Origin of the sequence: Roseovarius sp. SK2, assembly GCF_028807495.1 — a bacterium.
Taxonomy (GTDB): Bacteria; Pseudomonadota; Alphaproteobacteria; order Rhodobacterales; family Rhodobacteraceae; genus Roseovarius; species Roseovarius confluentis.
Genome location: NZ_JARAMK010000007.1, coordinates 185,114 through 200,688 on the forward strand (window position 1 = coordinate 185,114; position 15,575 = coordinate 200,688).

15 protein-coding genes are annotated in these 15,575 nt (G+C 63.5%); 11 read left to right on the forward strand and 4 right to left on the reverse strand.

Features of this window, described 5'->3' with window-relative positions:
* Window positions 1-27 precede the first annotated feature (27 nt).
* From PVV74_RS14575 to pnp, 5 genes are all read left to right on the forward strand, one after another.
* A complete protein-coding gene (locus PVV74_RS14575) occupies window positions 28-318 on the forward strand; it encodes an SCP2 sterol-binding domain-containing protein (RefSeq protein WP_274593703.1) in 291 nt (96 codons plus the stop codon).
* A 121-nt stretch (window positions 319-439) separates the two neighbouring features.
* Window positions 440-1,681, forward strand: coding sequence for a cation:proton antiporter (locus PVV74_RS14580; RefSeq protein WP_274593704.1), 1,242 nt, complete (start codon window positions 440-442; stop codon window positions 1,679-1,681).
* Between the two features lie 207 nt (window positions 1,682-1,888).
* Window positions 1,889-2,161 (forward strand): hypothetical protein, encoded by a 273-nt coding sequence (locus tag PVV74_RS14585; protein WP_274593705.1) that lies wholly within the window; start codon window positions 1,889-1,891, stop codon window positions 2,159-2,161.
* Window positions 2,162-2,204: 43 nt separating this feature from the next.
* Window positions 2,205-2,354, forward strand: a complete 150-nt coding sequence (locus tag PVV74_RS14590; RefSeq protein ID WP_211286142.1) for a hypothetical protein — start codon at window positions 2,205-2,207, stop codon at window positions 2,352-2,354.
* A gap of 89 nt (window positions 2,355-2,443) precedes the next feature.
* A complete protein-coding gene (gene pnp, locus PVV74_RS14595; RefSeq protein WP_274593706.1) occupies window positions 2,444-4,579 on the forward strand; it encodes a polyribonucleotide nucleotidyltransferase in 2,136 nt (711 codons plus the stop codon).
* A 258-nt stretch (window positions 4,580-4,837) separates the two neighbouring features.
* On the opposite strand, the gene PVV74_RS14600 is transcribed toward pnp, so the two are convergent.
* Both PVV74_RS14600 and PVV74_RS14605 read right to left on the reverse strand, forming a co-directional pair.
* Window positions 4,838-5,839 carry a Hint domain-containing protein gene (locus tag PVV74_RS14600; protein WP_274593707.1) on the reverse strand — a complete coding sequence of 334 codons (1,002 nt, stop codon included), beginning with the start codon at window positions 5,837-5,839 and terminating at the stop codon, window positions 4,838-4,840.
* A gap of 82 nt (window positions 5,840-5,921) precedes the next feature.
* A complete protein-coding gene (locus PVV74_RS14605) occupies window positions 5,922-6,380 on the reverse strand; it encodes an Lrp/AsnC family transcriptional regulator (protein ID WP_274593708.1) in 459 nt (152 codons plus the stop codon).
* A 135-nt stretch (window positions 6,381-6,515) separates the two neighbouring features.
* Between PVV74_RS14605 and ald the strand changes: the two genes are divergently transcribed.
* The gene (gene ald / locus PVV74_RS14610) at window positions 6,516-7,634 is read left to right on the forward strand and encodes an alanine dehydrogenase (RefSeq protein ID WP_274593709.1); all 1,119 of its coding nucleotides are present in this window, start codon (window positions 6,516-6,518) and stop codon (window positions 7,632-7,634) included.
* Between the two features lie 55 nt (window positions 7,635-7,689).
* Here the strand turns inward: ald and PVV74_RS14615 are convergent, their stop codons facing one another.
* A complete protein-coding gene (locus PVV74_RS14615; RefSeq protein WP_274593710.1) occupies window positions 7,690-9,231 on the reverse strand; it encodes a trimethylamine methyltransferase family protein in 1,542 nt (513 codons plus the stop codon).
* Window positions 9,228-9,869 carry a TetR/AcrR family transcriptional regulator gene (locus PVV74_RS14620; RefSeq protein ID WP_274593711.1) on the reverse strand — a complete coding sequence of 214 codons (642 nt, stop codon included), beginning with the start codon at window positions 9,867-9,869 and terminating at the stop codon, window positions 9,228-9,230. Before PVV74_RS14620 ends, PVV74_RS14615 begins: the two co-directional genes overlap by 4 nt.
* Before the next feature lie 71 nt (window positions 9,870-9,940).
* On the opposite strand from PVV74_RS14620, the gene PVV74_RS14625 reads away from it, so the two are divergent.
* From PVV74_RS14625 to PVV74_RS14645, 5 genes are all read left to right on the forward strand, one after another.
* Window positions 9,941-10,261, forward strand: a complete 321-nt coding sequence (locus PVV74_RS14625) for a hypothetical protein (protein ID WP_274593712.1) — start codon at window positions 9,941-9,943, stop codon at window positions 10,259-10,261.
* Window positions 10,262-10,334: 73 nt separating this feature from the next.
* Window positions 10,335-11,030, forward strand: a complete 696-nt coding sequence (locus tag PVV74_RS14630) for a DNA helicase (protein WP_274593713.1) — start codon at window positions 10,335-10,337, stop codon at window positions 11,028-11,030.
* 111 nt (window positions 11,031-11,141) lie between these two features.
* Entirely contained in the window at window positions 11,142-12,188 is a 1,047-nt protein-coding gene (locus PVV74_RS14635; RefSeq protein WP_274593714.1) for an ABC transporter permease, read from the forward strand.
* A gap of 16 nt (window positions 12,189-12,204) precedes the next feature.
* Entirely contained in the window at window positions 12,205-13,392 is a 1,188-nt protein-coding gene (locus PVV74_RS14640; protein WP_274593715.1) for an ABC transporter permease, read from the forward strand.
* Window positions 13,393-13,481: 89 nt separating this feature from the next.
* Window positions 13,482-15,575 carry an ABC transporter ATP-binding protein gene (locus PVV74_RS14645; protein ID WP_274593716.1) on the forward strand — a complete coding sequence of 698 codons (2,094 nt, stop codon included), beginning with the start codon at window positions 13,482-13,484 and terminating at the stop codon, window positions 15,573-15,575.

Here is a 15,575-nt window from a genome sequence, read left to right on the forward strand (position 1 = left end):
TCGGGACAGCGAAAGGTGCGTCATTCCATGAACGAGATCATCGAGAGTTATGTCGAAACGCTGGACCCCAAGGCGAAGGGGGCCATTCGCGGCACCGCGAAGCTGGTGATCGAGGGTGCGGGCAGCGTGATGCTGGACGAGACCGGCGCAAGGGTGGGCGACGAGGACGCCGACGTGGTGCTGATGGCCAGCGATGCGGTCTTTCGCGACATCCTGTCGGGCGAGCAGAACCCCGTTATGGCCTACATGTCGGGCAAGCTGAAGGTCGAAGGGAATGCGCAGCGGGCGCTGAAAGTCAGCGGGATCCTGACCGCGTGAGGCCCGGACAGGGTGTGCCGGTAAACGGCAGCGTCCGCGCCCCGAGGCCTTGTGGCGGTCGCTTGCAAAGCTGTGCTAATCCCGTTCCTGGTACGACGATTTCAACGAAACAGAAGCATCCATGAACTCGGATTCCTTTTTTGGTCTTGATCCCTATCACATTGCGCTGGCGGTGACCGGGGTGATCGTCATCAGCGCGCGGTGGCTGCCGCGGCTGGTGTCCCGCGCGGAGCCGGTGTTTGCGCCGCTGATGATCCTGTTCGGGGCCGGGTCCGCCATGCTGATCCCAGCCGCGGCTTTCATGCCTGACCCGCGCGAAGCGCCGCTGCTGTGGGAAAAGATGAGCGAGCTGGCCGTGATCGTGGCGTTGTTCGGGACGGGGATGCGGATCGACACGATCAGGCCCTGGCGCAAGTGGAGTCCGACGGCGCGTATGCTTGGCATCGCCATGCCATTGACCATCGCCGCCGTGGCTCTGCTTGGCGTCAGCCTGGAGGGCCTGACCGTGGCCGGGGCGATCCTCTTGGGGGCAGTCATCGCGCCCACCGATCCGGTGCTGGCGGCCGATGTGCAGGTCGGTCCGCCGCAGGAAGGCCGGGAGCATCCCGTGCGCTTTACCCTGACGACGGAGGCGGGGCTGAACGACGGGCTGGCGTTTCCGTTCGTGTATCTGGGACTGATCGTGGCCGCGGAAGGCCTGAACCCGGGTGCCTGGGCGCTGGACTGGCTGGTTTGGGATGTGTTCTATCGCATCGCCGTCGGGATCGTCGCCGGATGGGCCGGTGGCCGCGTGCTTGCTTTCGTGCTGTTCTCGGTCCCGCGGAACGCGCCGCTGGCCGACACCGGATCGGGGGTGGTGGCACTGGCCGGGGTGCTGTTGTGCTATGGCTCGACGGAACTGGTGGAGGGCTATGGGTTCATCGCCGTTGCCGTGATGGGGCTGACCCTGCGGCGAGAGGAAAAGGACCACCGATTTCACCGGCGCCTGCATGATTTCACGGAATCGATCGAACATGCGCTGACCGCCCTGTTGCTGGTCGCGCTGGGGACGGTCCTGCCGCTGGTGCTGGCCGATCTGACCTGGCCCCATGTGGTCATTGCGCTGATCCTGATCTTGGTCATCCGGCCCGTATCAGGCTGGCTGAGCCTGATGGGGTCGCATATGCCGCACCGGGACCGGGCGGTGGTTGCCGTCTACGGGGTGCGCGGGATCGGCTCGATCTACTACCTGTGCTACGCGATGAGCCATATAGATTTCGTGAACGAGAGTGAGCTTTGGTCGCTTGTCGGGTTGGTCATCCTGTTGTCCACGATCCTGCACGGTTTCAGCGTCAACTGGTCGATGCGGAGGATCGAGGATTGACGGCCTTTCGCCGCGTGGCGCGGGGTCTCGTGTGATGCGAACCCTCTGCCCTATTTGCCTTGGGAATTGGCATGTTTCGACGCGCCGCACTGAACGTGGGGGGCTGACCCGCCCGGCTTTTGCCGCGAATCGTGACAAAATTGTTAATCGTGCTATCCTTTAAACTCTGGAGGGAGTTTATGCGATGGCAGTACCGGCACAGGTGACTTGGGCAAACACTTCGACGAAACCGGGGACGGATATCCGGCAGCTCGGGGGTATGTGAAGAAATTCTTTGGCAAGGCGCCGTGGCAACTCAGGCCCGAAGACGCGATTGCCAGCATCGAGCACGACGAGTGGCGGTTCTATGTCGAGTTGGACGGCGAGAAAGTCTGGCTTGAGGTCGAGGAAGACCCGCAGGGGCAGAAAAAGCTGAGCTTGTCCGGCGAGGTTCTGGCCGAAGAGGTTTTCGGATCGCTGCCGGACAAGCCGACCCAGTGAGGCCGCGCGGCTTGTCCCGGGGACGAGCCCTGAAATTCCAATCATGACGATGTTCGATGGCCGTCCTGTGCAATATGCCGCCGGGTGCGTGTTTCGGGCTGTGGCCGGCGCGACATCGCCGCTTTCATTTCACACCGATCTGCTGTATGGGCGCACCTATCTGAAACGTGACGCCTTAGACCCCGGCGCATGAGATGATGGAGGGGTCGGTGGCAATGGGGCCACCAATGTAACGGAGGACCCGGGATACGCCCGGGAGGGCCTCCAGCTAGGAAACGATAGATGTTCAAAGAAGTGAAAAAATCGATCCAGTGGGGCGAGGATACGCTGACACTGGAAACGGGCAAGGTTGCCCGTCAGGCGGATGGCTCGGTCATCGCCACCTACGGGGAAACCTCGGTCATGGCGAACGTGACCTTTGCAAAAGCCCCGCGTGAAGGTCAGGATTTCTTTCCGCTGACCGTTCACTACCAGGAGAAATACTATTCCGCGGGCAAGGTGCCCGGCGGCTTTTTCAAGCGTGAGGCACGGCCCACGGAAAAGGAAACCCTGACCGCGCGCCTGATCGACCGTCCGATCCGCCCGCTGTTCGTGCCGGGTTTCAAGAACGAAGTGCTGGTGATGTGCACCGTGCTGAGCCATGACCTGGTCAACGACCCGGATATGGTGGCGATGATCGCGGCCAGCGCCGCGCTGACCATTTCGGGCGCGCCCTTCATGGGGCCGATCGCGGGCTGCCGTGTCGGTTTCACCGATGGCGAGTACGTGCTGAACCCCGAGGTCGACGACATGCACGACCTGCGCAACAACCCCGAGCAGCGGCTCGACCTGGTGGTTGCGGGCACGAAGGGTGCCGTGATGATGGTGGAATCCGAAGCCTACGAGCTGTCGGAAGAGGAAATGCTGGGCGCGGTGAACTTCGCGCATGAGCAGATCCAGCCGGTGATCGACATGATCATCGACCTGGCCGAGGACGCTGCGAAAGAGCCGTTCGACTTCCAGCCGCCGGATTACAGCGACCTTTACGAGGCCGTAAAGGCGGCGGGCGAAGACAAGCTGGCCGCGGCCTACAAGATCCAGGACAAGCAGGAACGCACGAGTGCCGTTTCGGCCGCCAAGGAAGAGATCAAGGCATCGCTGTCCGAAGAGCAGCTTGAAGATCCGAACCTGGGCTCCGCTCTCAAGAAGCTGGAAGCGTCGATCCTGCGCGGTGACATCGTGAAGTCCGGTAAGCGGATCGACGGCCGGAGCCTCGACGAGGTCCGCCCGATCGTTTCGGAAACCGGCCTGCTGCCGCGGACGCATGGCTCGGCCCTGTTCACCCGTGGGGAAACGCAAGGTCTGGTCGTGACCACGCTGGGCACCGGCGACGACGAGCAGATCATCGACGCGCTGCACGGCAACTTCCGTTCGAACTTCCTGCTGCACTACAACTTCCCGCCCTACTCGGTCGGCGAAGCGGGTCGCGTGGGCCCTCCGGGACGGCGTGAAATCGGTCACGGCAAGCTGGCATGGCGCGCGTTGCAGGCGGTGCTCCCGGCGGCGACGGATTTCCCCTACACGATCCGGGTCGTCAGCGAGATCACCGAGTCGAACGGCTCGTCCTCGATGGCGTCGGTCTGTGGTGGGTCATTGTCCATGATGGACGCCGGTGTGCCGCTGAAGGCGCCGGTGGCCGGCGTGGCCATGGGCCTGGTGCTGGAAGACGACGGTTCCTACGGCATCCTGACCGACATCCTTGGGGACGAGGATCACCTGGGCGACATGGACTTCAAGGTGGCGGGGACCGAAGCCGGTATCACGTCGCTGCAGATGGACATCAAGGTCGCAGGCATCACGCCGGAGATCATGGAGAAAGCGCTTGAGCAGGCGAAGGCCGGCCGGTTGCACATCCTGGGCGAGATGGCCAAGGCGCTGACCGAAGCGAGCGAGTTCTCGGTTCACGCACCGCGCATCGAGACGATGCAGATCCCGACCGACAAGATCCGCGAAGTGATCGGGTCCGGTGGCAAGGTGATCCGCGAGATCGTCGAAGTGTCGGGCGCCAAGGTCGACATCAACGACGAGGGTGTCATCAAGATCGCGTCGCCCAACGGCGAGGCCATCCAGAAGGCATACGACATGATCCATTCGATCGTGGCAGAGCCGGAAGAAGGCAAGATCTACAAGGGTACGGTCGTGAAGATCGTGGACTTCGGCGCCTTCGTGAACTTCTTCGGCAAGCGCGACGGGCTGGTGCATGTCAGCCAGATCGAGAACCGCCGCCTGAACCATCCGTCGGACGTTCTGAAGGAAGGCCAGGACGTGTGGGTCAAGCTGCTGGGCTTTGACGATCGCGGCAAGGTGCGCCTGTCGATGAAGGTTGTCGACCAGGAGACCGGCGAGGAAGCCAAGAAAGAAGAGCCTGCGGACGAGTAAAATCCGCGGTCTTTGAGAAACGGAAAGCCCCGGTGGAGACGCCGGGGCTTTTTTGCGGGAAAGTGACGCGACGTCACAGCCAAAGGTAAGGTTTTCCCTACGGGTCAAAGCCCGTGTTTTTTCCGATACACCGCTCAGCCGCTCCGCGGTTAGAATACGGGTACCGGAAGGGTATCCGGCTGCGCTGTCACTCACGGATCATGCGCGTCGGAGGGGGTCCCGGTCAACGAACCGGGGCCCTTTGGATTTTCCTTGTTTCTAAAGCCGCATGTAGGCAGGTGCGCGGAGAGGGCCGCGCCTGCCCGCGATGCAGCGGGCCTCGCGGTAGGTCAGGATCGGCAGTGCCGCGCGATAGGGTGCGGTACCGGCGGCGCGACGGATCGCGGCGGCTTCTTCGATCAGCCAGTCCTCTGTCATCACGCCGGGCAGGATGGTTTCGCAGGGCGCGCCGCCCTCGGCAAGGACAAGCTGATGATCCTTGAGCAGAAGATGGACATAGGTCACGGAGCGGCAGGGCGCGAAGGTGATGCCGGGCTGGCCCACCAGCGCCTTGGCGGGCACCAGGACCTCTTGCGTGCCGAAGAGCAGCTCGGCCTTCCACGCGCGGATCGCGACGCGATGCTGTTGGGACAGACGCAGTGGGCGCTTGTTGCCGAGAACGCCGGGGGCGAAACGGACCGGACAGGCGGGCCCGTCGCCCGCCATGCGCCGCGCGCCTGCCCAGAGGATGCGCCGGGGCGCGGCATCGCGGGTCAGCACCCGGTCACCGGGACGAAGATGCTCGACGGGCCGGGCGCCGGACGGGGTTTCGAGCAAGGTACCGCCGGCGAAACAATTGACCGTATGGGTATAGCTGGCGTTCTGGTCGGAGGTGAAAAACTTGGGCGGCTGGCCGTTGGTGAAATTGTCGAAGTACCAGGTTTCCAGATCGAAGCCCGGCGACCAGATGACCTGGGCCGGGTCGCCGTTGCCATCCGTCCCTTCGAACACGATGATGCCGCCATCAGCCGGGGCCGGGTCGCTGCGGATCACGACCGCGTCGTCGAGCAGATGCGTGCCGCCGGGGCCGGAATACTGGACATCGTAGGTCTCGCCCAGTTCGAACAGGTTGGGGCCACTGTCGCTCGCGTTCGAGGTGACGATCAGGTCCTGCGAGCTGTTGGGCGGATAGTCGAATGACGATTGCCCGGGCGTGTCGTTGACGTTTGCCCCGGTCGCAACCGCAAATTCGTTATCTATGCCGTAAAACGTCTTGGTCATGCCCGCCACTCCGAGAGGCGAGCATCACGTCAAGAGCCTAAGGCGATGTTGATTACCGAAAGGAAAATACGGCGGATTTGACTTAAACCGGCAGGGCCGTGGTTTGCAGCACCGTGCGCAGCGCAAAGCTGGATTGCATGGTGGCCACACCGGGCAGGCGGGTGAGATACTGGCGGTGGATGCGGGCGAAATCCTCGGTGTCCTCGACCGCGAGTTTGAGCAGATAGTCTGCGGTGCCCGCCGTCAGGTGGCATTCCAGCACATTGGGGATGCGGGCCACGGCGGTCTCGAACGCGTCGAGCACATCGTCTGCCTGGGTCGTGAGGGTGATCTCGACGAAGACGGTGGTGGGCACCCCCATGCGGCGCGGGTCCAGAAGGGCGACATAGCCCTTGATGTAGGCTTCGGATTCCAGCCGCTGCACCCGGCGATGACAGGCCGAGGGCGAGAGGTTGACCGCCTCGGCCAGGTCGGCGTTGGAGATGCGGCCGCGTTTCTGCAGGACGGCAAGAAGACGACGATCCATCGTGTCGAGGGTCATTCGGGGCAAAACCTTTTGGTAAAACGCCAGTGCTTCGAAGAATATTCCGGTTTCTACAGCAAGCACGGGCAAAATATCAAACCCCTTTCAATGAGGCCGCTGTATTCTAGTCTATAGCGCAAAGAGGAGTGCGACATGAAAATCGGATGCCCGACTGAGATCAAACCGCAGGAGTTTCGCGTGGGGATGACCCCCAACGCCGCTGGAGAGGCCGTGTCCCATGGTCACGAGGTCATCATCCAGTCCGGTGCCGGCAAGGGCGCGGGGTTCGAGGATGCGGATTATGTCGCCGCCGGGGCCACGATCATCGACACGGCGGAAGAGGTGTTTGCCACCGCCGACATGATCGTGAAGGTCAAGGAACCGCAGGCCGGTGAGCGCAAGATGCTGCGCGAAGGGCAGCTGCTGTTCACCTACCTGCACTTGGCGCCCGATCCGGCACAGACGAAGGACCTGCTGGAAAGCGGATGCACGGCGATTGCCTATGAGACCGTGACGGACGAGCGCGGCGGCCTGCCCCTGCTGGCGCCTATGTCGGAGGTTGCGGGCCGCCTGGCGCCGCAGGTGGGCGCCTACACGCTGCAGAAAGCCAATGGCGGGCGCGGCGTGCTGATGGGCGGCGTGCCCGGTGTGGGCCCGGCCAAGGTGCTGGTGATCGGTGGCGGTGTCGTGGGCACGCACGCGGCGCGGATCGCGGCGGGCATGGGCGCGGACGTGACCGTGCTGGACCGCTCGCTGCCGCGTCTGCGGTATCTCGACGACGTGTTCTCGGGTACTTTCAACACCGGGTATTCGTCGCAAGGCCTTCTGGCCGAGCATCTGGAGCAGGCCGACATGGTGATCGGCGCGGTTCTGATCCCCGGGGCCGAAGCGCCCAAGCTGGTGAAGCGGGCACAGTTCGCCGACATGAAGCCGGGCGCGGTGCTGGTGGACGTGGCGATCGACCAGGGCGGGTGTTTCGAGACCTCGAAGGCCACCACCCATGCCGACCCGATCTATGATGTCGACGGGATCATGCATTACTGCGTGGCCAACATGCCGGGCGCCGTCGCGCGGACCTCGACCATCGCGCTGGGCAACGCGACGATGCCGTTCATGCTGGCGCTGGCGGACAAGGGGTGGAAAAAGGCCTGTGCCGATGATCCGCACCTGCTGAACGGTCTGAACGTGCATGCCGGGCAGTTGACGTATTTCGCCGTGGGCAAGGCGCTGGGGATCGACGTGATCTCGCCGCAGATGGTTGTGAAAGGGTAGGGTCCGCGTGGGTTGTCACCCACCCTACGCTTGATTGCCGCACTCGGCACCAGACCTACTGCACGATATCCGCGCCGCCTTCTTCGGTGCGTTTGGCGATGAAGGCGTCGATGGCCTCCAGCCGGTCTTGCGGCAGGGCCGGGTCCTCGTGCGCGGCGAGCGTTTCGAAAAAGATGCGGTTGGCACGTTCGGTCGTGTCCACCGCACCCCGGTCGCGGTAGTTCTCGTAGTTGGACCAGTCGGACAGGAGCGGCGAATAGAAGGCCGTCTCGAAGCGGTCCAGCGTGTGCTGCGTACCGAAGAAATGGCCGCCGTGGCGCACGTCGGCGATGGCGTCATAGGCGAGCGTCGCCTCGGTGACCTCGACCGGCTTGAAGAGTTCAGCGAACATTTGCAGCACTTCGACGTCGATGATGAACTTCTCGGCCGAGATGGTCAGCCCGCCTTCGAGCCAGCCTGCGCCGTGCAGGATCAGGTTGGCGCCGCCCATCAGGGCGCCCCAGAGCGACATCTGCGATTCGTAGGCGGCTTGCGCATCCGGCGCGTTCGAGGCTGTCGGCGCTGAAGAGCGTAGGGGGACGTTGTAGCGCCGCGCAAGCTGGCCCGAGGCGAAGGCGGCCTTGACGTATTCCGGCGTGCCGAAGGCGGGCGCGCCGCTGCGCATGTCGACGTTGGAGGTGAAGCTACCGTAGCAGACGGGCGCGCCGGGACGGACGATCTGGGACAGGCACAGACCTGCCAGCGTCTCGGCGTTCTGCATGACCAGCGCGCCGGGGATGGTGACCGGGGCCATGGCGCCGGCCAGCGTGAAGGGCGTGAGGATCATCATCTGGCCCGCGCGGGCCGCGTCGATGATGCCGCGGCACATCAGGGCGTCCAGTTGCAGGGGCGAATTGGAGTTGGCAACGGAATAGCTGACGCAGGTATTGGGGAAGTCGTCCTTGCCGAGGCCGTGGGCGAGGCGCAGGATCTCGTAGCTGTCGGCGATGGCCTCGCGCCCGCGGAAATAGACGAAGGGGATCTTTTCGGTCAGGGCCGCAATGGAGCGGGTCATGTGCAGGTGGCGCAGGCCGAGGGCGATGTCCTGCGGCTCGACCACCGGACCGATGAAATGGATCACGTCGAACGCCTGCGCGATCTTGCAGAAATTGTCGTAGTCCGCCTGCGTGCCGGGGCGGCGGCCGCCCTGCAGGTCGGAACAGTTGGGCGAGCCGGCGGAGGTCGTGATGCCGACGTTGGGCCCGCCGAGGGTCTGCGTGCGGGTGGGGTTGCGGCTGTGCAGGGTGACGTCTGGCGGCGCGTGGGCCATGAGCGCCATCAGCGCGCCGGGGTCGAAGCGGATGATTTTGTCATCGACTTCGGTCATCCCGGCGGAACGATAGAGGGCGCGGGCCTCGTCATTCAGAACCTTGATGCCGATGTCGCGCAGGACCCTGAGGGAGGTTTGGTGGATCGCCTCGATCTCGTCGGCACTGAATTGCTCGATGGGCGGATAGGGACGCTTCCACTGGCGCCAGGCGGCGTCGAACGCGTGTTCGGCGGCATTGGCGCGCTTGGCGGCGCGGCCACGGCGGCCGCCGGAGCGTTGGGTGTTCATGATCTTTGTGCCCCGCGCATCAGGATGTCGCGATAGGAGTTGGCCGTGCCCGGGTTGATGTCGCGCCCGGTGAAGCAGCGGAAATAGGCCTCGAGATAGCTCATTCGCTGGGCGTCGGTTTCGCCCGCTGCGATGTCGAGCGCGTAATAGGTGATCTGGGTGAAGCAGATCACGCGGGCGCGGATGAACGCCTCGGGCTGGGGATAATCGAAGCGTTGGAACATGGCGGCGACGGCGTCGATCCGGGCGTCGTCCTCGGCCTTGAGGCGCGCGCGGAGGGCGTCGTCGTAGCGGGCCCAGTTGCGGATCGCCTGATCGAGCGCCGGGTCGAAGCGGCGGTGATCGGTCCAGACGGCGAAGAGCGCGAGGATGCCGTCGTCGAGTGTCTCGGCTTTGGAAACCGCGTCGACGATAACGCCGGTGTTGCGGGAGCGCCATTGGTGAACAAGCGTGTCGAGGAGCGATTCGCGGGAGTCGAAATGCCAGTAGAAGCTGCCACGCGTGACACCGAGGCTGCGGGACAGGACGGTGATCTGGATTGCGTCGACGCCACTGTCGATCAGCAGGCGCAGGGCTGCGTCGATCCAGTCATCGCGGGTCAGACGGGTTTGTCGGTCTTCTTTCTGCGTGACTTGCATCGAGGTCTCTGTACAGGGCTGTATGGTTAAATACAGGGTTGTATGGTAGGCGTCAATCTTGAGAGAGGCTGATGGCTCAAACCATGAAGATCAACTGCCTGCAGCAGGATGACAAGACCACCGGATGGGGCGTGACCCTGCCTGACCGCACCGCCCATGCGCGGTGCGTGTGGGCGGCGGTGTGCCAGAACGCGTTGAAGGTGACCAAGGGGACGTTCGGCGGGGTGCTGGTTGCGGGACTTGGCGTTGGGGCGCGGTACAACTGGAGCTTTTCACCAATCGGCACGAAGCCTGAGTTGATCGGTGGCGCTTGGCTGGATACGGTGGGAAAAGGGCCGAGTCCGGGCCTCCTCCCTCCGATCGGGGCAGCATGTTTGGTGCAGGGCCGCTGAGTTTCGACACTTTTCGGGATGCGTTTGCGCATGAGGAGGGGCTGCACGGGGCGCATCCGCGAGGAGAGACGACATGCGGCTGAGTGCCCCTGTTTTCAGACTGAAGAGAGACGCAAAGAAACTGGCGCGGGACCGCTCCGTGCCGTTGCACGTGGCGCTGGACGAGGTTGCGGTGCGCGAAGGGTTCCGAAGCTGGAGCCACATGATGGCGGCGCGGCCCGTGGCGACGCTGGCGGCGCAGGTGCGGGCCGGGATCGGGCCCGGATCGCTGGTTGTGCTGGCGGCACGGCCCGGGCAGGGCAAGACGCGGCTGGGCCTGGAACTGACGCAGGAGGCGGTGCGGGCCGGGCAGCGGGGGTGGTTCTTTACGCTGGATTACACGCGCCGGGACGTTGCCACGCTTCTGGATGAAGGCGAGGCCACGGAATGTACCGTGGATACATCGGACGAGATATGCGCGGCGCATATCCTGGCCTCTACGGGGGATGCGGGGCGGGGCGACGTGATCGTGATCGACTTCCTGCAGCTTCTGGACCAGAAGCGGGTGCATCCGCCGTTGCAGGAACAGTTGGAGGACCTGAAGCGCCATGCGCAAGCAACCGGGGCCATTATCGCCGCGATTTCCCAGGTAGACCGGAGGTTCGATGCCGAGACCGGGGACGTGCCGGGCTTTGACGATCTCAGGATGCCGAACCCGGTGGACCTGTCGCTGTTCGACCGGGGCTGCTTTCTGTACGGTGGCGAGGCCCGGTTGCTGCACACGGCGTAATGTCGTTTTGCGACCTTTCTGAGGTCGCTTTTGGACCGCGCGGCTTGGCCCCAGCGGCTCTATGGTCATACAAACAAGAATAACCGTAGAGCCAGCCGGGGGCATCGCCATATGGGCCGATTTATCCTGCGCCGTATCGGAGTGATGCTTCTGACGGCGCTTTGCCTGACGTTCATCGTCTTCTTCCTGACCAATCTTTACCCGAACCTGGAAAAGATGGCGAAGACCGAGGGCAACATGCGGATGTCGGATGCCGAGGTCGAAAGCTATCTTCAGAACAACGGGTATTTGCAGCCGACGCTGGTGAAATACGGCCAGTGGCTGGGCGTGCTGCCCGGGTATGTCATCGAAGGGACGGACGGGAAGGTGCGGGCGAAATGCGCCACGCCCGAGACGCCCGTAAAGCAGGCGCCGGCGTTTTGCGGCGTGTTGCAGGGGAACTGGGGCTATTCCAACCGTCTGAAGAAAGACGTGGACGTGGTGATCGGCGAGAAGCTGGCGCTGACCGGCATCCTGATGTTCTGGGTGATGCTGCTGATGGTGCCCTCGGCGCTGATCCTCGGGGTGTTGGCGGGGATGCGGGAAGGGTCAAAACTGGATCGGACGTTGTCGACTTTTTCGATCGGCACGACGGCGACCCCGGAATACGTGTCGGGTGTTCTGTTCATCGCCGTCTTCGCCAGTTCCGCCGTGGGGTTGAAGTGGTTCAAGGGCACGGCGACCAGTGCGATGGACAATATCACCTTCGAGAATTTCTTTCTGCCGGTGCTGACCATCGCTGTTTACGGCATGGGGTATATCGCGCGGATGACGCGGGCCAGCATGGCCGAGGTCATGACCTCGCAATATATCCGAACGGCGCGGTTGAAAGGCGTGAGCTTTCCCAACATCGTGATGAAACACGCGTTGCGCAACGCGCTGATCGCCCCTTTCACGGTGATCATGTTGCAGTTTCCCTGGCTGCTTAACGGCGTGGTGATCGTCGAGACGCTGTTCAACTACAAGGGCTTCGGCTGGGCGCTGGTGTTGGCGGCGGGGAACAATGACATCGAACTTTTGCTGGGAATCTCGGTGGTTTCGGTCGTCGTGGTGCTGGTGACGCAGCTGATCTCGGACATCGGGTATGTCTACCTGAACCCGCGTATTTCGGTCAGCTGAGGGGAGGAGAGCGGACATGGACCCCTTGAGCTGGAGCGGGATCCTCTTGCAGATGGTGCAGCAATTCGCGGCGCCGCTGATCGCGGTGGCGGTGACCTTTGTGGTTTCCTTCGTGTTCAAGCGCAGGCTGGGCCTTTACGGCAAGCTTTTTGACAGCGTGATCGGGATGATCGGGCTGGCGCTGGTGCTGTTCTGGGTGTTCACGGCGTTCTTCGCCGGGGCGCTGGACATGGTGGGCACGCATGACCCGCTGGACCAGTCGGCGATGATGAAAAAGGCACTGCCCGGCGAGCCCTATACCAAGCTGATCGGCGAGCCGGACCCGAACGCGGGGGAGCATTACCTGCTGGGCGGGGACAACCTGGGCCGCGACGTGTTCAGCCGGGTGGTGGATGGCAGCATCAAGGTGATGCTGATCGCGCCGTTCGCGACGATCTTCGCCTTCATGGTCGGGATCACGCTGGGCCTGCCGGCCGGGTATTACGGCGGGCGGTTCGACACGGTGCTGAGTTTCCTGGCGAACCTGGTGCTGGCCTTTCCGGTGATCCTGCTCTTTTACCTGCTTGTGACGCCCGAGATCAAGGAGACGCTGATCCCGCGGATCATGGCGGGCACATTGTTCATCTTTCCAATCGTTTTCCTGACGGTGCTGTGGAATTCGCGGTTCCGAACGCAGGCGTCCAAGCGTAACCTTTACGTTGGCCTCACCTTGGTCTTGGGGACGTGGGTGTACCTGGGCATCGCTTGGGATGCGGACCCGACGGGGATCATCAGCTTTCCGCCCAACCTGTTGGTGGTGTTCGTGTCGGTGGTATTCGTGAACTCGCCCACGGTGTTCCGGATCGTGCGCGGGCTGGCGCTGGACATCAAGACGCGCGATTACGTGGCCGCCGCCCAGACGCGGGGCGAGGGGCCGTGGTACATCATGCTGTGGGAGATCCTGCCCAATGCGCGCGGGCCGCTCTTGGTCGATTTCTGCCTGCGGATCGGGTACACCACGATCCTTCTGGGGACGCTGGGTTTCTTCGGGCTGGGGCTGGAAAGCGAGAGCGCCGACTGGGGCAAGATGATCATCGACGGGCGGCGCCTGCTGTCGGCCAATATCCTGCATATCGCCATTCCGCCTGCGCTGGCGCTGCTCAGCCTCGTTCTGGGGCTGAACTTCCTGGCGGACGGGCTGCGGGAAGAGAGCTTGAGGGATTAGGGACCAACCCGCCCCGGACCCCGATCCGGGGCCTCTGGCGGCGAGGTCCCGGGCAGGCCCGGGACGGGATTTCGAGAGGGACATGAGAGATGTCGAAACTGCAAGCGCATGACGGACCCATTTTGGAGATCGACAGCCTGTCGATTTCCTTCTTCACGCGGCTGCGGGAAATTCCTGCGGTGATGGATTTCTCGGTCTCTGTGCAGCCGGGCGAGGCTGTGGGGCTGGTGGGCGAGAGCGGTTGCGGAAAGTCCACGGTCGCGCTGGGCGTGATGCAGGATCTGGGTGTGAACGGACGGATCGTGGGCGGCACGATCAAGTTCAAGGGGCGCGACCTGAGCCAGATGAGCGCCAAGGAGTTGCGCGATATTCGCGGCAACGAGATCGCGATGATCTACCAGGAGCCGATGGCCAGCCTGAATCCGGCGATGAAAATCGGCAAGCAGCTGATCGAGGTGCCGATGATCCACGAGGGAATCGGCGAGACGGAAGCGTGGCAACGCGCGCTGGACGTGGTGCGGGACGTGAAACTGCCCGATCCAGAGCGCATCCTGAAATCCTTTCCGCACCAGTTGTCGGGCGGGCAGCAGCAGCGGATCGTGATCGCGATGGCGCTGATGTCCAAGCCGTCGCTGCTGATCCTCGACGAGCCGACGACGGCGCTGGATGTTACCGTGGAGGCCGCCGTGGTCGAGCTGGTGAAGGACCTCGGCAAGAAATACGGCACGTCGATGCGGTTCATCAGCCACAACCTAGGGCTGGTGCTGGAAACCTGCGACCGGATCTGCGTGATGTATTCCGGCGAAGCGGTGGAGACGGGCAGCATCCGGGACGTCTTCGACAAGATGCGGCATCCCTATACGCAGGCGCTGTTCCGGTCGATCCCGCTGCCCGGGGCGAACAAGAACGCGCGTCCGCTGGTGGCCATTCCGGGGAACTTTCCCCTGCCGCACGAGCGGCCGCAGGGGTGCAACTTCGGCCCGCGTTGCGATTATTTCAAGGAGGGGCGCTGCAACCGGGCGGAGGGCCTTCCGATGTCGCCCGTGCCGGGGGACGAGCGCCATGCGTCGCGCTGTCTGCGGTTCGAGGAGATCGACTGGACCGCGCCGGTGAAGGCCAGCGTGACGACCGAGGCGACCGAGAAGGGCGAGGTCGTGCTGAAAATGGACAAGCTCAAGAAATACTACGAGGTGGCGGCGAACGCGCTGTTTGGAACAGGCGGCGACACCAAGGTCGTGAAGGCGAACGAGACCCTGAGTTTCGAGGCACGGGAGAGCGAGACGCTGGCCATCGTGGGCGAGTCGGGCTGTGGGAAGTCGACCTTTGCCAAGGTACTTATGGGGCTGGAGACGGCGACGGACGGACAGATCCTGCTGGACAATCGCAATATCGAGCGCACGCGGATCGAGAGGCGGGACACCAAGACGGTGGCCGATATCCAGATGGTGTTTCAGAACCCGTTCGATACGCTGAACCCGTCGATGACCGTGGGGCGGCAGATCATCCGCGCGCTCGAAGTATTTGGCGTGGGCAAAAACGATGCCGAGCGGCGGGCGGAATTGATGCGACTGCTGGACCTTGTGAAACTGCCGCGTGAATTTGCAGACCGGATGCCCCGGCAGCTGTCCGGCGGGCAGAAGCAGCGCGTGGGGATTGCGCGGGCCTTTGCCGGGGGCGCGCGGATCGTGGTGGCGGACGAGCCGGTGTCGGCGCTGGATGTCAGCGTGCAGGCGGCGGTGACGGACCTGCTGATGGAGATACAGCGCGAGAAGAAGACGACGCTTCTGTTCATCAGCCACGACCTGAGCATCGTGCGCTACCTGAGCGACCGGGTGATGGTGATGTACCTGGGGCACGTGGTGGAACTGGGCACGACCGAGCAGGTATTTGCGCCGCCCTATCATCCCTACACCGAGGCGTTGCTGTCGGCTGTGCCGATTGCCGATACCAGCGTCGAGAAGACGCATATCGTGCTGGAAGGCGACGTGCCGTCGGCGATGAATCCGCCCTCGGGCTGTCCGTTCCAGACGCGGTGCCGGTGGAAATTCCAGGTGCCGGCGGGTCTGTGCGAGGTCGAGGTGCCGCCGATGCGAACGCTGGATGACGGTCACCAGCTGAAATGTCATCTGGCCGAGGTGAAGCTGGCCGAGATGGAGCCGGTGATCAAGGTCGCGGCGGAGTAG